We start from the raw sequence: 20,901 nt of genomic DNA, 5'->3' as shown, positions 1-20,901 counted from the left end.
TTTTTGGTTACAACTTGAACAGTATATACCTGTATTGTGTTGTGTTTTTTGGTTCCTGTTGTTGGTTGGGAACCGCATAGTGGACGAAAGCAGCATATCTTTACACCATCCTTGGTGTGAACGTCTTTTGATGCCGTTCACGGGTGGTGTGTGTGGTGTAAGTTATCGGCTTATTAGTACCGGTCAGCTTCACAAGTCGTTAGTCCTTGCTTCCACGTCCGGCCTATCAACCCAGTGGTCTGGCTGGGGGCCTCTCACACAAATGTGTATGGAAATCTCATCTCGAAGCAGGCTTCCCGCTTAGATGCTTTCAGCGGTTATCCCATCCGAACGTAGCTAATCAGCGGTGCACTTGGCAGTACAACTGACACACCAGAGGTTCGTCCGTCCCGGTCCTCTCGTACTAAGGACAGCCCTTCTCAAATTTCCTGCGCGCGCAGCGGATAGGGACCGAACTGTCTCACGACGTTCTAAACCCAGCTCGCGTACCGCTTTAATGGGCGAACAGCCCAACCCTTGGGACCTACTCCAGCCCCAGGATGCGACGAGCCGACATCGAGGTGCCAAACCATGCCGTCGATATGGACTCTTGGGCAAGATCAGCCTGTTATCCCCGAGGTACCTTTTATCCGTTGAGCGACGGCCATTCCACAATGTACCGCCGGATCACTAGTCCCGACTTTCGTCCCTGCTTGAGATGTCTCTCTCACAGTCAAGCTCCCTTGTGCACTTACACTCGACACCTGATTGCCAACCAGGCTGAGGGAACCTTTGGGCGCCTCCGTTACTTTTTAGGAGGCAACCGCCCCAGTTAAACTACCCATCAGGCACTGTCCCTGACCCGGATTACGGGCCGAAGTTAGATATCCAGTATGACCAGAGTGGTATTTCAACGATGACTCCCCCTGAACTAGCGTCCAGGGTTCACAGTCTCCCACCTATCCTACACAAGCCACACCGAACACCAATACCAAACTATAGTGAAGGTCTCGGGGTCTTTCCGTCCTGCTGCGCGTAACGAGCATCTTTACTCGTAGTGCAATTTCGCCGAGCTTATGGTTGAGACAGCGGGGAAGTCGTTACTCCATTCGTGCAGGTCGGAACTTACCCGACAAGGAATTTCGCTACCTTAGGATGGTTATAGTTACCACCGCCGTTTACTGGGGCTTAAATTCCCAGCTTCGCACCCCGAAGGGCACTAACCGGTCCTCTTAACCTTCCAGCACCGGGCAGGAGTCAGTCCGTATACATCGTCTTGCGACTTCGCACGGACCTGTGTTTTTAGTAAACAGTCGCTTCCCCCTGGTCTCTGCGGCCCCACAACGCTCACAACAGCAAGTGTTGGTCACGGGTGAGGCCCCCCTTCTCCCGAAGTTACGGGGGCATTTTGCCGAGTTCCTTAACCATAATTCTCTCGATCGCCTTAGTATTCTCTACCTGATCACCTGTGTCGGTTTGGGGTACGGGCGGCTAAAACCTCGCGCCGATGCTTTTCTAGGCAGCATAGGATCACCGGATCCCCGCATAACGGGGCCCATCGGGTCTCAGAGACGGTATCCAAACCAGGACCACGGATTTGCCTATGGTCCCTCCTACATCCTTAGACCGGGGCAACCATCGCCCGGCCCGGCTACCTTCCTGCGTCACACCTGTTAATACGCTTACCTCCCAGGATCAGGTCCCGCGCTCCACCAAAAACCACGTCACCCCGAAGGGTGGGCAGTCAGGTATTGGGCGGTTAGTATCCCCTGCTCAGTATGGGCGGTTTTTCGCCGGTACGGGAATATCAACCCGTTGTCCATCGACTACGCCTGTCGGCCTCGCCTTAGGTCCCGACTTACCCAGGGCAGATTAGCTTGACCCTGGAACCCTTGATCATTCGGCGGACGGGTTTCTCACCCGTCTTTCGCTACTCATGCCTGCATTCTCACTCGTGTAGGCTCCACCGCTGGTTTACACCGCGACTTCACCGCCCACACGACGCTCCCCTACCACTCCAGACGCCTGAACTCAGGAGAACAAGTCTCCGGCTTAGCTAATATCTGAAATCCACAACTTCGGCGGTGTACTTGAGCCCCGCTACATTGTCGGCGCGGAATCACTTGACCAGTGAGCTATTACGCACTCTTTCAAGGATGGCTGCTTCTAAGCCAACCTCCTGGTTGTCTTCGCAACTCCACATCCTTTCCCACTTAGCACACGCTTAGGGGCCTTAGTTGGTGGTCTGGGCTGTTTCCCTCTCGACTATGAAGCTTATCCCCCACAGTCTCACTGCTGCGCTCTCACTTACCGGCATTCGGAGTTTGGCTGACGTCAGTAACCTTGTAGGGCCCATTAGCCATCCAGTAGCTCTACCTCCGGTAAGAAACACGCAACGCTGCACCTAAATGCATTTCGGGGAGAACCAGCTATCACGAAGTTTGATTGGCCTTTCACCCCTACCCACAGCTCATCCCCTCCATTTTCAACTGAAGTGGGTTCGGTCCTCCACGACGTCTTACCGTCGCTTCAACCTGGCCATGGGTAGATCACTTCGCTTCGGGTCTAGATCACGCCACTCACTCGCCCTATTCAGACTCGCTTTCGCTACGGCTTCCCCACACGGGTTAACCTCGCGACGTAACACTAACTCGCAGGCTCATTCTTCAAAAGGCACGCCATCACACCACCACCCCCGAAAGGATGGCAACGCTCTGACGGATTGTAGGCACACGGTTTCAGGTACTGTTTCACTCCCCTCCCGGGGTACTTTTCACCTTTCCCTCACGGTACTTGTCCGCTATCGGTCATCAAGGAGTATTTAGGCTTACCAGGTGGTCCTGGCAGATTCGCACGGGATTTCTCGGGCCCCGTACTACTTGGGATACTCTCCAAACGGCAGCACGCATTACGGTTACGGGACTTACACCCTCTCCGGCCGGCCTTTCAAGACCGTTCACCTATACGCCTGCACTCATTTCACTGATCCGGCAGAATCAGAACGGAAAGTCCCGCAACCCCAGTGATGCAACGCCCGCCGGCTATCACACACCACTGGTTTAGCCTCATCCGCGTTCGCTCGCCACTACTAACGGAATCACTATTGTTTTCTCTTCCTGTGGGTACTGAGATGTTTCACTTCCCCACGTTCCCTCCACGCACCCTATGTGTTCAGATGCGGGTCACCCGGTCCATCGCTGGCCAGGCGGGGTTTCCCCATTCGGAAATCCTGGGCTCACAGTCCGGTTATCGACTCCCCCAGGCTTATCGCAGATTCCCACGTCCTTCTTCGGCTCTTGATGCCAAGGCATCCACCGTGTGCCCTTAAAAACTTGACCACAAAAGATCAAAAAACATATCGAGAAAACCATGGCATCAAACTAAAAGTCTGAAACCAAGATTTTTTGAAATTGCTTCTTATTTTTAAGATGCTCTCGTCCACTATGCAGTTCTCAACCAACAACCCCACACCACCAACCAAAACCCCCAAACACGAGGATCCCGCTGCCATGGCAGGGAAAAACCAGAAACCCCAGCACCCCAACCCCCACAAACAACACCCCACCAACCCGACACGCCACAACGACGCACCAAACCAGCAGAACACTTGTCCACGACAATCAGAGCCCTGTTATTTCAGGACCCAACAGTGTGCCATACGATAACCCAATCACCACCAACCAGAACCATTTCCACACCACCAAAAGGCGATCGTACTCTGCAACCAGCCAGCGCCACCAGGCACCTATCCATTGATATTCCACCCTTGAGCAGCCCACCGCGGAACAAACGCCCGCGCAATAGGCCATACTCCTACGAACCCCACACCAACCACACAGGATCGGCGCGTCATTCGAGGTGCTCCTTAGAAAGGAGGTGATCCAGCCGCACCTTCCGGTACGGCTACCTTGTTACGACTTAGTCCCAATCGCCGGTCCCACCTTCGACAGCTCCCTCCCCACAAGGGGGTTAGGCCACCGGCTTCGGGTGTTACCAACTTTCGTGACTTGACGGGCGGTGTGTACAAGGCCCGGGAACGTATTCACCGCAGCGTTGCTGATCTGCGATTACTAGCGACTCCGACTTCATGAGGTCGAGTTGCAGACCTCAATCCGAACTGAGACCGGCTTTTTGGGATTAGCTCCACCTCACAGTATCGCAACCCTTTGTACCGGCCATTGTAGCATGCGTGAAGCCCAAGACATAAGGGGCATGATGATTTGACGTCGTCCCCACCTTCCTCCGAGTTGACCCCGGCAGTCTCCTATGAGTCCCCGCCATAACGCGCTGGCAACATAGAACGAGGGTTGCGCTCGTTGCGGGACTTAACCCAACATCTCACGACACGAGCTGACGACAACCATGCACCACCTGTAAACCGGCCGCAAGCGGCCAACACATCTCTGCGCTGTTCCAGTTCATGTCAAGCCTTGGTAAGGTTCTTCGCGTTGCATCGAATTAATCCGCATGCTCCGCCGCTTGTGCGGGCCCCCGTCAATTCCTTTGAGTTTTAGCCTTGCGGCCGTACTCCCCAGGCGGGGCACTTAATGCGTTAGCTACGGCGCGGAAAACGTGGAATGTCCCCCACACCTAGTGCCCAACGTTTACGGCATGGACTACCAGGGTATCTAATCCTGTTCGCTCCCCATGCTTTCGCTCCTCAGCGTCAGTTAATGCCCAGAGACCTGCCTTCGCCATCGGTGTTCCTCCTGATATCTGCGCATTTCACCGCTACACCAGGAATTCCAGTCTCCCCTACATCACTCTAGTCTGCCCGTACCCACCGCAGATCCGGAGTTAAGCCCCGGACTTTCACGGCAGACGCGACAAACCGCCTACGAGCTCTTTACGCCCAATAATTCCGGATAACGCTTGCGCCCTACGTATTACCGCGGCTGCTGGCACGTAGTTAGCCGGCGCTTCTTCTGCAGGTACCGTCACTTTCGCTTCTTCCCTACTGAAAGAGGTTTACAACCCGAAGGCCTTCATCCCCCACGCGGCGTCGCTGCATCAGGCTTGCGCCCATTGTGCAATATTCCCCACTGCTGCCTCCCGTAGGAGTCTGGGCCGTGTCTCAGTCCCAGTGTGGCCGTCCACCCTCTCAGGCCGGCTACCCGTCGTCGCCTTGGTAGGCCATTACCCCACCAACAAGCTGATAGGCCGCGAGTCCATCCAAAACCGCAATAAAGCTTTCCACCAACATGGCATGCGCCAGAAGGTCATATCCAGTATTAGACCCGGTTTCCCAGGCTTATCCCAGAGTCAAGGGCAGGTTACTCACGTGTTACTCACCCGTTCGCCACTAATCCCCCAGCAAGCTGGGATCATCGTTCGACTTGCATGTGTTAAGCACGCCGCCAGCGTTCATCCTGAGCCAGGATCAAACTCTCCGTAAATGCATTACAGACACGCACCCACCACCAGGAAAAACCAGTAAACAGGCACGCGCAAAATTCGAAACCAGCCAAAAACAACCACACAACACCACCGAGGTAGCATCATGCAGCCAAATTCAACCAATCAATAAAACAATCGGTATCAACAAACATGGCACACTATTGAGTTCTCAAACAACAGACACACCCGGCACCAAACAGAACCAAACAGTTCCATCATCGCTCCGGAGCAACTTTTCAAACTTACCGGCTGATCATTTTCAGGTCAAATCGGCTGATCTTCCAATCCCTGAGCCATACTGCGCTAGAGACGAACCGTAGTTCTGGTGGTTGTCAGCCGGTCAATTCCCTCGACCAGCGCGGATATAAACTCTAGCACCCTTCTGCCGAAGTTGTAAATCGCCCTCGGGGCCGGGTGCAAAATGCCCGGCCCCGCGCGGATCTAAGGCTTTTTTGGAGCCAAATACACGACGCCCAACGGTGGAACCCGCAGGTCAGCATAAGCAGGCTGCCCGCTGCATGGTCCTTCGACAGCTGTTACTCCGCCAAGGTTGCCAACACCTGAACCGCCAAACTCTTCAGCATCCGTGTTGAGCACCTCTTCCCAGTCCCCCGACCAGGGCAGCCCCACCCTGAATCCTTCATGGGGCGCTCCGGCGAAGTTAGCAATGCAAACCAGCGGATTGCCTTGGCCATCCCAGCGGATGAAGGACAGGGTGTTGCGGGCGCCGTCGTTCTCATCAATCCACTGGAACCCCGACGGATCGTTGTCCCGGACATATAGCGCCGGCGTGTTTCGATAGATCCCGTTCAGGGACCGCACCAAATGTTGGACGCCCTTGTGCGCAGGGGTGTCCGAAAGCCACCAGTCGAGACCGTACTGCTCCGACCATTCAGATTCCTGGGCGTACTCAGTGCCCATGAAGATCAGCTGCTTACCGGGGTGCGCCCACTGGAACGCCAGGTAGGCGCGTACGCTGGCGAGCTGCTGCCACCGGTCACCCGGCATCTTCCGCAGCAGCGATCCCTTACCGTGCACAACTTCGTCATGGCTGATCGGCAGCAGGAAGTTCTCGGTGTAGGCATACACCATGGAGAAGGTGGCCTTGCCGTGGTGGTAGCCACGGTTGACCGGGTCTTCAGCCATGTACTCCAACGAGTCATTCATCCAGCCCATGTTCCACTTCAGCCCGAATCCGAGGCCGCCTCCGCTGGTGGCGCGGGTAACCCCGGGGAAGGACGTCGATTCCTCGGCAATCATCACGACACCAGGCACCCGCTTGTAGGCGGTTGCATTGACCTCCTGAAGGAAATCAATCGCTTCAAGGTTTTCCCTGCCGCCCAGACGGTTCGGCGTCCATTGGCCTTCTTCGCGTGAGTAGTCCAAATAGAGCATCGATGCGACGGCGTCCACGCGCAGCCCGTCAATGTGGAATTCCTCTAGCCAGTAGAGGGCATTGGCGACCAGGAAGTTCCGTACTTCACGACGACCGAAGTCGAAGATCAGGGTTCCCCAATCGGGGTGCTCCCCAAGGAAGGGATCGCCGTGCTCGTAAAGGGTCCCGCCGTCGAACTTCGCCAACGCGAACTCATCCTTGGGGAAGTGCGCTGGAACCCAGTCCATGATGACGCCGATCCCGGCCTGGTGCAGTTTATCCACCAGATACTTGAAGTCGTCGGGGTGACCGAAGCGCGACGTCGGCGCATAGTACGAGGTCACCTGGTAACCCCAGGAGCCACCGAAGGGGTGTTCGGCGACAGGCATCATTTCAACGTGGGTGAAGCCCTGCCACTGAACATACTCGGTGAGCTGCTCGGCCAATTCCCGGTAGTCAAGACCCACCCGCCAGGAACCAAGGTGCACCTCGTAGACGCTCATGGGACCGTTGTGCGGATCTGCTGCCGCCCGCGCGGTCATCCATTCATCGTCCTGGAAGGTGTACCTCGACTCGACCACACGCGAGCCGGTGAGGGGCGGGATTTCAGTACCGCGGGCCATCGGGTCGGCCTTCTCACGCCAATGCCCGTCGCTGCCGAGGATCTCGAACTTGTACCGTGACCCCGCGACAGCCCCGGGAATGAAGATCTCCCAGAACCCCGAACTGCCCAGCGCACGCATCGCGTTGATTGAGCCGTCCCACCCATTGAAGTCCGCTTTGACGCGAACGGCCTGGGCATTGGGCGCCCAAACGGCGAAGCTGACGCCATTGATGTCGCCCAGCACGGATGTGTAGTGGCGGACGTGGGCGCCGAGCGCAGTCCACAGCGTTTCGTGCCGCCCCTCCGCCAGGAGGTGCATGTCGATTTCGCCCAGCGTGGGGAGGAACCGGTACGGATCATCGACAATCTGCGGCTCACCGTCGTACGTCACTTCGAGGCGGTAGTCCGGGACGTGCCCGGCGATCTCCGCTGCAAGGGTGCCAACCCAGATGCCGTTGTGTTCATGCTCCAATTCGACGCGACCGCTGCCGGTCACCACGGTGACGCGCTGCGCGAGACGTCGGAGGGTGCGGATAGTGACCAGCCCGTGCCCGTCGAGGTGTGCGCCCAGCACAGCATGCGGCTGGTGGTAGCGGCCCTCCGACACTGGTTGCAGGATGTCAATTGAATGTTCGATCCGCCCCGGTGAAGTGGTGACGGCGTCCGTACCGGCGACCGTGTCAGAACTAAAGACTGGATCAGAACCAACGACGGCGTCGACGGCCACTACCGGGTCCACGGGCCCCGCGGTTAGCGGCGGCGAAACGGCAGATGATGGCGTTTCCTGCGTGGCGCTGGTGGACCCGGTCAGGGCGCGGCGCACGTCACGGACCGGGATGTCGACCCAGTCCGGCCGGTTGCGTAGCTCGTAGACCACTTCGTACAGGGCCTTATCCAGCCACAGTGCGAGGAAGAGCGGATCTGCTGGGTCAACCAGCGTCCCGGTCTGGTCCTGGTAACCAGCCGCGAAAGCGGCACCCGCGGCTGCGGTCCACTGGTCGGCGTCGGCGGTCGCGGCGTCGTTGCCATGGGCTGCTGCCGCACCGGCATACTCGAGCGAACGCATCATCCCGACGACGTCGCGCAGCACCACATCGGGGACGCTGCGCTCCGCGGCGGGACGCAGTGGTTCGCCCTCAAAGTCGAGCACCAGCCAAGACCCGTCAGGTGCGTTGAGAACCTGTCCCAGATGGTAGTCGGCGTGGATGCGCTGAAGATCGGGGAGCGTCTTCACCTTGCGGACCCGCTCAATAACCTTGGCCACCTCGGACTCGAGCGGCCCGACGACGTCGTGTGCTTCCTGCCAGGCCCATTCGATGCGCTGCACCAGGGTCTCGATGAATTCGCCGCGTTCGACGTCGCTTGCTGCCCGGCTTCCGAACGCAGCGGCCAACTGCGCGTGGATACGCCCGGTCACCCGGCCCAGTTCGGACGCCTCCGCAGTGAAATCGGTGTTCGAAGCGGCCGCAACCGAGGCGGTCCGCCAGGCGTCGGTGCTGTTGTCGATGAAATCCCGCAGGACGCTGAGGTGACCGGTCAACCACTGCTTCTCCCCGGCTCCCGTGTCCTCCCAGCTGCCGGTGACCCACCCGAACGTGGTGGGCACATCGACGGATCCGGCATCGGTGAGCTTGGCGCTGACCTGAACGTCGGGGCTTTCCCCCGGTGCCAGCACCCGGAAGAATTTCACGATCATCGAGCCGGCCGGCGTACGCACCACGACAGAGGTGTTTGATTGTTCGCCCTTGAGAACGGTCAGCGGAAGTGGCTTGTCGAACCGTTTAGCCGAGGCGAACGATTCCATCGGGTAACCCCTGGTCCGGCCGTCCTCGGTGACACCGCCCGAGCGCATCAATTCAACCCAGGCCGTCACGAATACCGGGTCATGGGTGGCGTCGTAGATCCAGCGGTGCCCCAATTCGGTGTGCTCCGCCTCGCCGATCAGCGCATCTTCCGCGCCTTTCAAGGGTGCGTCGCGGTAGCTCAACGGGATCTGGACGATGTCCCTCCGGTGGCCGGAATCGACGGCAATCAGGTGAACGTCAAGGCCCACCGCACCGGCTGGATCCTCCAGCCGGATGCCGCCGACCCTTCGAAGTTCAAACTCGCGGCCTCTGGCAGGGAACCACCGCTGATTCGGTAGCCATGAAGTGAGGAGTTCTGGAAAGGTCGGCGTCAGTTTGGGCATTACTTTACGGCCTCCGGGGCTTGAATTATTGGCAGGGCTTCAGTAAGCGGTGAAGCAGTGTTTGAGCTGGCTGAGCGGAGACGGAGCCAGTAGAAATCGTGGCTTCCGAGCGTCAGGGTGAGTGCACCGTCGTCGCCGAAGGTCGGGAACGGCGTGCCACCGAAGAGGTCCCGCAGACCCCGTCCGGCATATTCCGGCAGGTTCAGCTGCGCGGCAACCGGGTGTTGCGACAGGTTGAACACGCACAACAGCACCTCTGGCTGCTCGCCTTCGGCATTATCGACCTCCACCTCACGGATGAAGGCCAGCACCGACTCAGCTTCGGTGGGCACGTTGCGGTACGAACCCAGGCCGAAGGCCGGGCGGGTCCGGCGCACTGCAAGCATCTGGCGCATCCAGTGCAGCAGCGAGCTTGAACTGGCCAGCTGTGCCTCAACGTTGACGTGGTTGTAGTGGTAGACCAGCGACTGGACGACGGGGAGGTAGAGCTTCCCGGGGTCAGCCGTCGAGAACCCGGCGTTACGGTCGGGGTTCCATTGCATGGGGGTCCGCGACGCGTCACGATCCTCAAGCCAGATGTTGTCGCCCATCCCGATTTCATCCCCGTAGTAGAGGAACGGGCTGCCAGGCAGGGACAGCAGCAGTGCGTGAATCAGTTCAACTTCGGCCCGCGAGTTGTCCAGGAGCGGCGACAGACGACGGCGGATACCGACGTTGGCACGCATCCTTGAGTCCGGCGCGTACCAACCGAGCATCGCTTCGCGTTCCTCGTTGGTGACCATTTCGAGGGTGAGCTCGTCATGATTCCTGAGGAAGGTACCCCACTGGGCGCCAGCGGGAATGTTCGGCGTTTCGGCCATCGTCTCGATGATTGGTCCGGCCTTCTGGTCCCGCAGGGCGTAGAAGAGCTTGGGCATGATCGGGAAGTGGAAGCACATGTGGCATTCCGGCCCCTCGGCGTCGCCGAAGTACTCGACAACCTCCTCGGGCAGCTGGTTTGCTTCGGCGACGATGATCCGGCCGGGATAGTTCTCGTCGACCATGGTGCGCAGGTCCTTGAGGAAGGCGTGGGTCTGCGGCAGGTTCTCGCAGTTGGTCCCTTCCTCCTCGAAGAGGTAAGGGATGGCATCCGCGCGGAAACCATCAATGCCCTGGTCCAGCCAGAACTTCACCACGTCGAAGAGCGCTTCGATAACCTTGGGGTTTTCGAAGTTCAGGTCCGGCTGGTGGGAGAAGAACCGGTGCCAGAAGAACTGCCGGCGGACGGGGTCGAAGGTCCAGTTGGACTCCTCGGTATCCACGAAGATGATCCGCGCGTCCTCGTACTTCTCGTCGGTGTCGCTCCAGACGTAGAAGTCGCCGTAGGGGCCGTCGGGGTCGTTTCGGGACTCCTCGAACCAGTGGTGCTTGTCCGAGGTGTGGTTCAGCGGCAGGTCGATGATGACGCGGACGCCGCGGGCGTGTGCCTCGGCGACCAGACGCTTGAAATCACTGATGGTGCCGAACTCATCGAGGACGTTGTAGTAGTCGGCGATGTCGTAGCCACCGTCGCGCAGGGGCGACTTGAAGAACGGTGGCAGCCACAGGCAATCGACGCCAAGCCACTGCAGATAATCCAGTTTGTCGATCAGTCCGGAGAAATCGCCAGAGCCATCGCCGTTCGCATCCGCGAACCCGCGCACCAGAACTTCGTAAAATACGGCCTTGCGGTACCAGTGTGGGTCATGCGCGAGACCGGGTGCGTTGAGTTGAAACGGGTTGGCCACTAGGGCTTCCTCCTGAGGTAAAGGATGTGTGCTGGTTCCACATGCGGATCCAGCCTGACGTAGTTGTGGGTGCCCCAGACCCAACTCTGGCCGGTGATGAGATCGTCCACCCAGAAGGTACCGTCCTCATTGCAGTCCTCGGGATCGAGGGACAGCGCATCGAGGTTCAGGGAGACTGTACTTTCCCTGGCCCCGTGCGGGTCAAGATTCACCACCACGATGATGGTGTCTTTGACTGTACTGTCGCCGCCGACGTTCTCCTTGTGCTTGGAGAACACCAGGGTTTCCGTGTCCGAGCTGTGGTGAATGGTCAGGTTCTCGAGATCGCCCAACGCCGGGTGGTCCCGTCGGATGTGGTTCAGCCTGGTGAGGTACGGCGCCAGACTCCTGCCTTCGGCTTCGGCGCGCTTGAAGTCGCGGGGTCGATACTCGAATTTCTCGTTGTCGATCGACTCCTCGGCACCGGGCCTGGCCACGTGTTCAAACAGTTCGTATCCGGCGTAGACACCCCAGAGTGGGCTGGCCATCGCTGCCAGGGCCGCCCGGATCTTGAAGCCCGCAGGTCCGCCGTACTGAAGGAACTCGGTGAGGATATCGGGGGTGTTGACGAAAAAGTTGGGGCGGAAATATGGCGCGCTGACCTTACTGACTTCGGTGAAATACTCTTCGAGCTCAGTTTTGGTGTTGCGCCAGGTGAAGTAGGTGTAGGACTGCTGGAAGCCGGCACGGCCCAGGGCGTGCATCATCGGCGGGCGGGTGAAAGCCTCGGCGAGGAAAACGACGTCGGGATGCTTCCGGTTGACTTCGCGGATCAGCCATTCCCAGAACACCACCGGTTTGGTGTGCGGGTTGTCGACGCGGAAAATCTTCACCCCGTGGCTGATCCACAGCAGGACGATCCTGAGGACTTCGCGGGAGAGGCCATCGGGATCGTTGTCGAAGTTGATCGGGTAGATGTCCTGGTACTTCTTCGGAGGGTTCTCCGCGTAGGCAATCGACCCATCCACCCGGGTGGTGAACCATTCTGGGTGTGAAGTGACCCAGGGATGGTCAGGGGAAGCCTGAAGCGCCAGGTCCAGCGCAATTTCAAGGTTCAGTTCGTTGGCCCGCGCCACGAAGACGTCGAAGTCATCGAAGGTGCCGAGGTCGGGGTGGATCGCGTCGTGGCCACCTTCAGCGGCGCCGATAGCCCAGGGCGACCCCGGGTCCTCGGGGCCAGCCGTCAGTGTGTTGTTGGGCCCCTTACGGTGGGTGCGCCCGATCGGGTGGATGGGCGGGAGGTAGACGACGTCGAATCCCATGTCAGCGACCGCGGGTAGCCGGTCGGCTGCGGTGACGAAGGTGCCGGAGGTCCACGCGCCCGACCCCGGCTCGTAGGTGGCGCCTTCGGACCGGGGGAAGAACTCGTACCAGGATGCACGTCCCGCAAGTTCGCGTTCGACCTTGATCGGATAAGGCTGGGATACGGTCACCAGGTCACGCAGGGGCTCCCGGCTGATGGCCGCGAGGATAGCCGCCGACTCACCTGCGGCAAGCCGCTCGTCGATCGGGAGCTCAGTGTCGGCGAGGACCCGTGCGGCCTCGGTGAAGACCACCGCGTCCTTCCTCTTACGGGTCGTCGCAGCGTTAGTGAACAGGGCTGCGCCCTCGGCGAGCATCAGCTCGACGTCGACTCCAGCCGCGATCTTCACCTCAGCGTTGTGGTGCCAGGTGCCGTACAGGTCACCCCACCCTTCGATGACGAAGGTGTAGTTGCCGACAGCTGGGGGGCGGAGGAGACCTTCATACCGGTCCAGCCCCTGGCCCACCGGCGCCAAGCGCACCCGCTGGACTTCCTTGCCTTTACCGGAGAGCAGGACCGCTGATACCCCAAGCTGGTCGTGCCCTTCCCGGAAGACTGTAGCGCCCACCGCAATATCTGATCCAGGGATCGCTTTGGAGGGGAAGGCCCCACCATCGACAACCGGAGAAATATTGGTAATTGGAATTCGTCCGTACCGCAGATCAGCCCTGTCTATCGGCTTCCTGGCGGTGCGTCCCTTACGTGGTGGCTCTATTGAAGTCGTCACACGTTAGACGTTAGCGAGTATTTGCCCAGATTGCTAAGGCGCGCGGACGTAACATCAGTGCTTTTTGCAGTCGAGTTGGGCGTCAACGCAAACGTTTACTCTCACTTGCTCTCATCGGAACCCTCCAGCGGTCCTACGCCGGGAAAAATACGCTAGCCTTTCCCGGGTGAAGGCAATCCGCAGATTTACAGTCCGTACCGTCCTCCCTGAAAGCATCGCCCCGTTGGGCAAGCTGGCAGGCAACTTGCGCTGGTCGTGGCATCTTCCGACCACCCGCTTATTCCACGATCTTGACCCAGCAGCCTGGGAGGCAAGCGGCCAGGACCCCGTCGCTTTCCTCGGCTCGGTGACCCGTGAGCAGCTCAGCCAACTCGCCGACAACGAGCGTCTCGTCGCGAGGATCCAGGAACTCGGCGACGACCTGGACCAGTACCTTTCCGAACCCCGCTGGTACCAGTCGCTCGGCGCCGACGCGCCCCGGTCCATCGCCTATTTCTCCCCCGAGTACGGCATCAGCGCCGTCCTCCCCCAGTACTCAGGTGGCCTCGGCATCCTCGCCGGCGACCACCTCAAAGCAGCCTCGGATCTTGGTGTCCCCCTGATCGGCGTCGGACTCCTTTACCAGGCCGGCTACTTCAAGCAGTCGCTGTCCCGCGATGCGTGGCAGCAGGAAACCTACCCGGTCCTCGATCCTGACGGCCTGCCGTTGACCCTGCTCCGCGAGGAGGACGGCACCCCGGCGAAGGTAGTCTTGCCGCTTCCCGCTGGACGCCAGCTGATCGCCCACATCTGGCGGGCCGACATCGGCCGCGTTCCGCTTCTGCTCCTTGACTCCAATGTCGCGGGCAATGACGAGGCCGCCCGCAATGTCACCGACCGGCTGTACGGCGGCGGTGGCGACCAGCGTCTGCAGCAGGAACTTCTGCTGGGCATGGGTGGCGTGAAAGCGCTGCGTATCTTTGAACGGCTGACCGGCACTCCGGCCCCCGAGGTGTTCCACACCAATGAGGGTCACGCCGGGTTCCTCGGCATCGAGCGCATCCGTGAACTGATGGATCCCTCGAGCGCGTCGCCGATGAGCTGGGAGGAAGCGCTCACCGCGGGCCGGTCCTGCACGGTGTTCACCACGCACACCCCGGTCCCCGCGGGAATCGACCGGTTCGAGAAATCCCAGATTGAGCACTTCTTCGACGCCGGTCTGGCACCGTCGGTTCCGACGGCGAAGGTCCTCACCCTTGGGGCCGAGAACTACGTTGACGGCGATCCGAACAAGTTCAACATGGCGGTAATGGGCCTGCGCCTGGCACAGCGCGCCAATGGCGTCGCCAAACTGCATGGCGTGGTCTCCCGTGGCATGTTCTCCGGGCTGTGGCCAGGATTCGACACCAGTGAGGTCCCCATCTCGTCGGTCACCAACGGTGTGCACGTGCCCACCTGGGTTGACCCGCTGATCGCAGACTTCGCCCGGGACCGTTTCGGCGCCGAGTCGGTCCTGGATCCCCAGTGGTCCAAGGTGTACGACGTGGAAGACTCCGATATCTGGGCGCTCCGCCGCCGCCTGCGCTCGAACCTGATCGACGACGTCCGTCAGCGGCTCCGCTCCTCCTGGAAGAAGCGTGGCGCGGCCGACGCCGAGCTGGCATGGACCAACAACGTACTCGATCCTGACGTGCTGACCATTGGTTTTGCCCGCCGGGTACCCACGTACAAGCGGTTGACCTTGATGCTCAGGGACCCGGCTCGACTCAAGGCCTTGCTGCTTCACCCGGACAACCCCATCCAGCTGGTCATCGCTGGCAAGTCCCACCCGGCTGATGAGCAGGGCAAGCGGATGATCCAGGATCTGGTCCGGTTCACTGACGACCCGGAGGTACGGCACCGGATCGTGTTCCTCCCGAACTACGACATCGCCATGGCACGCACCCTGTTCCCCGGCTGCGATGTCTGGTTGAACAACCCGTTGCGTCCGCTGGAGGCCTGCGGCACGTCGGGCATGAAGTCGGCCATCAACGGCGGCCTTAACCTGTCGGTTCTTGACGGCTGGTGGGATGAAATGTACGACGGCGACAACGGCTGGGCCATCCCCACGGCGAACAACGACGCGTCCCCCGAGGAACGCGACGACATTGAAGCCTCGGCCCTGTATGACCTTCTTGAGGAGCAGGTGGCTCCCCGGTTCTACAGCACGGTGCGTTCGGAGGGCGCCGGCGCTGCCGGACCGTCTGAGCTGTCCCATGATGGGGTGCCACACCAGTGGGTGGCCATGATCAAGCACACCATGGCCAACCTTGGCCCGGCCGTATCCGCTGAGCGGATGCTGCAGGACTACGTCAGCCACCTGTACCAGCCCGCCTGGCGTGCCGGTTGCCTGGCGGCTGAGTCGGACTACACGGCGGCCAAGCACACCGCCGCCTGGCGTTCACGGATCAACGACGGTTGGTCGGCTGTCCAGGTGGAGCACGTAGATTCGGTTGGCGTAGCCGAGGATCCACAGATCGGGGACCCGCTGACGGTCAACGCCTACGTCTCGCTTGGCGCGCTATCCCCCGACGACGTCGCCGTCGAGGTGGCTTACGGTCGGGCCCTGGACAATGACGAGCTCAGCGAGGTGGCCCTGGCCGACCTCGACGTGTCCGAGAACCTTGGCGCGGGACGGTACCTGTTCTCGGGTGGCGTCACGATCGACCACTCGGGGTCCTTCGGGTACACGGTGCGGGTGCTGCCCAAGCACGTTAGCCTGGCGTCGAAGTCCGAGCTCGGTCTGGTCGCCAACGCGTAGCAGCCCGCTCGGGCAATCACAGCTTGCAGGCTAACCGCCTGCTTAGCATCAGCGGCAGTCACACCAGAGTTTCCTGGGGTGGCTGCCGCTTTTGCGTGGCCGGCTAGACCCGGTAGACGCTGATCGAGTTGGCGGGGACGACGTCGGTCTCCCCAGAGCCGATTTGCGCCCCGCGCCGACGGTCCTGGTCCGCTGCGGTGGTGTAGCGCAGCTCGAACCTGGTGATGGAGGGAAGCCCGCTCTCCTGGAGTGACTCCCGCCTTGGCAGGGTGATCTTGGCGTCATCCCTGCTGCCGTTGATGACCACCAGGCCATCCAGGATGCCGTTGGGTGAGCCGAGGAGGAGCTGCACGATCCGGGAACCCTCGTCACGCCACTGCTCCTCAGTCATGGTGGTGCCGGCCGGGTTGAACCAGTGCAGGTAGGAGCTGTCGTCGCGGGCCGGATAGCTGTGCGGCTGGTGGGCCAGGAACTCCTTACGGATCCGGAGCAGGGAACGCGTGTGGTCGAGGAGGTGGCGTGCGTCGTCGTCGTGACCCCAATGCAGCCAGGCCAGCTCGTTGTCCTGGCAGTAGGCGTTGTTGTTGCCGCGCTGGGACCGCCCAAACTCGTCGCCGGCCGTGATCATGGGGACGCCGAGGGACAACAGGAGGGTGGCCATCAGGTTGCGGGAGGTCTGGGCCCGCGCCGCAATGATGCCTTCCTGGTCGGTGGGGCCTTCCATGCCGTGGTTGTAGCTGCGGTTGTCGTTGTGGCCGTCACGGTTCTCCTCCCCGTTGGCCTCATTGTGTTTGCGGCTGTACGAGGAGAGGTCAGCGAGGGTAAACCCGTCGTGGGCGGTGATCAGGTTGACGCTGGAAATGGACGTGCGTCCTGAAGGCCCGAACACATCGGCCGATCCACTCAGGCATCCAGCCAGGCGCGCCACCGATCCGGCGGCGCCGCCCGCCGCCAGGCTGGCCTGGTCGGTGAGCCAGAAGTCCCGGACCGTGTCCCGGAACCGGTCATTCCAGTCCGCCCAGCCCTGCGGGAAGTTGCCGGTCTGCCATCCGCCCATGCCAATATCCCAGGGTTCGGCGATGAGCTTCACACCGCGCAGCGCGCGGTCGGCGCCAACAGCGACCAGGAAGGGGTGACGTGGGGTGAAGGTGTGCGTTTCGTCCCGGGCCATCGACACTGCCAGGTCGAAGCGAAATCCGTCCACGTGGAATTCCTCCACCCAGTATCGCAACGAGTCCAGGGCCAGGGCGATGACCCGTGGGTGCGCGAAATTCAGGGTATTGCCGCAACCCGTGGTGTCCAGGTAGCGGCCGTGGTCGCCGTGCCGGTAATACTGCTCGTCGCCCAGTCCACGCCAGCTCAGCGCCGGAAGGTCTGGCGGACCCTCGGCCGTGTGGTTGTACACCACGTCGAGGATGACCTCGAGGCCAGCCTCGTGGAGCAGTTTGACCATGCCCTTGAACTCGTCCTGGACCGCCCGTGGGCCGGCGTTGCGGGCTGCCTCAGTCGCGTAGGAGGGGTGCGGGGCGAAGTACCCGAGGGTGTTGTAGCCCCAGTAGTTGGTCAGCCCGAGGGGCCCCAGATGGGGTTCGTCGATATGGAAGTGGACCGGCAGCAGTTCCACTGCGGTGATCCCTAGGGCCTTGAGGTAGCCGATCATGACCGGGTGTGCCAGGCCAGCATAGGTGCCGCGGAGCTCGACCGGAATGTCTGGGTGCAACTGGGTCAGCCCCTTGACATGCGCCTCATACACCACGGTGTCACGCCAGTGCGTGCGCGGTGGAGCCGAGGAACCCCAGTCGAATCCGCCGTCCTCGACGTAGACCGACCAGTACACCGGCCCATCGACGGTATCGACGGTGTCGATGGCCCGGGCGTAAGGATCCAGCAGCAGCTGACCTGTTTCCGGCTGGCCAGTTCCGGCCGGCCAGAAACCGTATCTCACAGAGTCGGCGAGCCCCTCCACTGCCCCGTGGTGCACCCCGTGGGTGTAATCGGTCAGGGGGACATCGTGCCAGCTGCCGTCCTGCGACTGGAAGTGCACTGCAAGCGCTGACACGCCGGGCGCGTACACCGCAACGTTCAGGTTGTGCGGCGCTCGGGACCGGTGTACGCCCAGGGGAAACTCACTGGACGGAGGGCTGATTTCGAGGGAGACGCTCATGATCTATGAATACCGTCCGTGCGACTGTCAGGCGGAGCGCTGGCGCGAGATCTCGTACAGGCTGATGCCCACAGCCATCGAGGCGTTCAACGATTCCATCGCCGAGTCAATGGGGATTGAAACGATCTGGTCGCAGTTCTCGCGCACCAACCGTGACAGGCCCTTACCTTCGGAGCCGACGACCAGGCACACTGGTTCGCGGCCAAGCGTCAGATCCGGGAGGGAGACGTCGCCGTCGCCGTCGAGGCCCAACACAAAGATGCCCTTCTCTTTGAACGTCTTGAGGGTTGAGTTCAGGTTTCCGGCCTTCGCCACTGGCACACGCACTGCGGCGCCAGCACTGGTCTTCCATGCTGATGCGGTCATCCCCACCGAGCGGCGCTCCGGAACGATGACGCCGTGGCCGCTGAACGCAGAGAGGGACCTGATGATCGCGCCGAGGTTGCGGGGGTCGGTGATGCCGTCCAGGGCGACGAACAACGGTGCGTTGTTGATGTGGCCCTTTTTCCATTTCTGGATGGTCTCGGTGGCCAGATCGACTGCGTCAGCGTATTCGTAGGGTGGGATCTGGAGCATGATGCCCTGGTGCACTGATCCGTCAGCCATCCGGTCCAGTTCGGTCTTGCCGGTTTCCATCAGCGGGATGCCGCGCTCGGTGGCGAGCTTCAGCGATTCGCGGATGCGCTCGTCCATCTCGATCCGGATGGCCACGTGCAATGCCTTGGCTGGGATGCCGGCGCGGAGCGACTCGACCACGGCGTTGCGTCCGGTGACCATCTCCTCGGTGCCCTTGCCGCGTGCGTTGCGGGCCGACCCCGGATTGCGGCTGCCGGAGTGCTTGGCTGCTGAGCGCTCGGCAAGCTGCTTGCTCTTGTGAGCCTTATGGTAAGGCCGGTCCTCCGCTTTTGGGGTGGGACCTTTACCCTCAAGCGCCTTGCGTCCTAGGCCGCCGGTTCCGCCCGAGGGGCCCTTCTTGCTCTTGCGCACAGCGCCGGGACGTCCGTGAGTGGCCATGGGGAAAACACCTTTGGGTAGAAGATTTGTCACCTCAGTTTACGCGGGGAACGCCGCAGACTTCACCGTCACCCGGGAGACGAAGCGATTGGTCAGTTTTTCAGGGTCCAGGCGGCACCGTCGGCGGTGTCCTCGATGACAATGCCAGCACTGGTGAGGGCGTCGCGGATGGCGTCGGCCTGCGCCCAGTCCTTCGTTTCGCGGGCAATCGTTCGCTGCAGCAGTTGCGATGTGATGAGGGTGTCCAGCGCCTTGTGCTCGGGACTGCGTGGGCCCTTGCCGGGGTCCTGAACATCGTCGAGTCCCAGAATTCCGGTCATGGTCATCACATCGACGAACGCCGTTCTGGTGGCTTCGCTGTCCCCGGCGGCCAGGGCAGTGTTACCGGCCCTCACGGTGTCGTGGAGGACCGCGAGTGCCTGGGGCACGTTGAGGTCGTCGTTCATTGCGGCGCTGAAGGCTTCCGGTGCACCGGGGGAAACGAACCCGAGCCCGTTCGGGAACTCCCGGGCGGCGGCCTTCGCCAGGAACCCGTCGATGCGCTCCACGGCGGCGCCCGCTTCCTGCAGGGAGGTGGGACGGTAGTCGAGCACCGACCGGTAGTGCGCCTGCCCCAGGTAGTACCTGACCACGCGGGGGCTGGCCAGTTCGAGCATGTCAGCCGGGCTCACCGTGTTGCCGATCGACTTGGACATCTTCTCGCCCTCGAAAGTGACCATGCCGTTGTGCATCCAGTACCTGGCAAACGTGTGGCCGGCGGCCTGCGACTGGGCCATCTCGTTTTCGTGGTGCGGGAACCGCAGGTCCAGGCCGCCGCCGTGGATGTCGAACTCGGTACCCAGGTACTTGGTGACCATCGCTGAGCATTCAAGGTGCCAGCCCGGCCGACCGGGTCCCCAGGGGCTGGGCCAGGCAGCGGTTTCGGGCTCGCCTTCCTTCCACCCCTTCCACAGGGCGAAGTCGCGCGGATCCCGTTTCCGGTTGACGAACTCAGGCTCGACATCCGTGGCGCTCTGCATGTCGTCGATGTTCTGCCGGGTCAGCGAGCCGTACCCTTTCCAGGATCGAACGTCGAAGTAGACGTCGCCCGACTCGTCGTTCGCCGGGTAGGCATGACCCCGATCGATCAGCAACTGGATCAACGAGTGCATTTCGGGGATGTGACCGGTGGCGCGTGGTTCGTAGGTCGGGCGGCGCACCCCGAGGGTGTCGTACGCCCGCTGGAATTCCAGTTCGTAGCGGTACGCCAGCGCCCACCACTGTTCGCCGCGTAACTGGGGCGGGAGGGCGTCGTCGTGCTCGGATTCCTGGGCGCGGGCCAGGATCTTGTCGTCGATATCGGTGACGTTGCGGACCGTGGTGACCCGGTAGCCGCTCGCGGTCAGCCAGCGGGAGAGCTGGTCGAATGCGATCGCCGACCGGATATGTCCTACGTGGGGCATCCCCTGCACTGTGGCACCGCAGTAGTACAGCCCTACCTCGCCCTGCTTGACGGGGACAAAGTCGCGGGTCTGGGCGGTTGCGGTGTCATAGAATCTCAGGCTCACCGCTCCAGATTAGCCGGTC

At 61.2% G+C, this 20,901-nt stretch carries 7 protein-coding genes and 2 rRNA genes; 1 reads left to right on the top strand and 8 read right to left on the bottom strand.

Translation table 11 applies throughout. The annotated features are described in order from the left end of the window. Positions 1–152 precede the first annotated feature (152 nt). The 5 genes from B384_RS0106835 to B384_RS0106815 form a co-directional block, all read right to left on the bottom strand. Positions 153–3,317: ribosomal RNA gene (locus B384_RS0106835) — 23S ribosomal RNA — on the bottom strand. Positions 3,318–3,848: 531 nt separating this feature from the next. Beyond that, positions 3,849–5,375 (bottom strand): 16S ribosomal RNA (locus tag B384_RS0106830). The 16S and 23S rRNA genes sit together here, the layout of an rRNA operon. A gap of 442 nt (positions 5,376–5,817) precedes the next feature. After that, positions 5,818–9,543: a 1,4-alpha-glucan branching protein GlgB gene (glgB, locus tag B384_RS0106825; protein WP_019482374.1), complete on the bottom strand. Its 3,726-nt coding sequence runs from the start codon at positions 9,541–9,543 to the stop codon at positions 5,818–5,820. Then, positions 9,543–11,309 (bottom strand): maltose alpha-D-glucosyltransferase, encoded by a 1,767-nt coding sequence (gene treS, locus B384_RS0106820; protein ID WP_019482373.1) that lies wholly within the window; start codon positions 11,307–11,309, stop codon positions 9,543–9,545. The genes glgB and treS overlap by 1 nt, the downstream gene beginning before the upstream one ends. Beyond that, positions 11,309–13,366: an alpha-1,4-glucan--maltose-1-phosphate maltosyltransferase gene (locus tag B384_RS0106815; RefSeq protein ID WP_050994870.1), complete on the bottom strand. Its 2,058-nt coding sequence runs from the start codon at positions 13,364–13,366 to the stop codon at positions 11,309–11,311. Before B384_RS0106815 ends, treS begins: the two co-directional genes overlap by 1 nt. Positions 13,367–13,544: 178 nt before the next feature. Between B384_RS0106815 and glgP the strand changes: the two genes are divergently transcribed. Beyond that, positions 13,545–16,157: an alpha-glucan family phosphorylase gene (gene glgP / locus B384_RS0106810; protein ID WP_024475702.1), complete on the top strand. Its 2,613-nt coding sequence runs from the start codon at positions 13,545–13,547 to the stop codon at positions 16,155–16,157. Positions 16,158–16,260: 103 nt separating this feature from the next. On the opposite strand, the gene glgX is transcribed toward glgP, so the two are convergent. The 3 genes from glgX to cysS all read right to left on the bottom strand — a co-directional run bounded on the left by glgX (position 16,261) and on the right by cysS (position 20,882). Next, positions 16,261–18,321, bottom strand: coding sequence for a glycogen debranching protein GlgX (glgX, locus tag B384_RS0106805; protein WP_019482370.1), 2,061 nt, complete (start codon positions 18,319–18,321; stop codon positions 16,261–16,263). A 27-nt stretch (positions 18,322–18,348) separates the two neighbouring features. Next, a complete protein-coding gene (rlmB, locus tag B384_RS0106800; protein WP_019482369.1) occupies positions 18,349–19,335 on the bottom strand; it encodes a 23S rRNA (guanosine(2251)-2'-O)-methyltransferase RlmB in 987 nt (328 codons plus the stop codon). 92 nt (positions 19,336–19,427) lie between these two features. Then, a complete protein-coding gene (gene cysS, locus B384_RS0106795; protein WP_019482368.1) occupies positions 19,428–20,882 on the bottom strand; it encodes a cysteine--tRNA ligase in 1,455 nt (484 codons plus the stop codon). Positions 20,883–20,901: the final 19 nt, after the last annotated feature.

The sequence above is a fragment of the Arthrobacter sp. TB 23 genome (assembly GCF_000294595.1).
Classification (GTDB): domain Bacteria; phylum Actinomycetota; class Actinomycetes; order Actinomycetales; family Micrococcaceae; genus Arthrobacter_D.
This window is presented reverse-complemented; position numbering and strand designations above follow the sequence as displayed.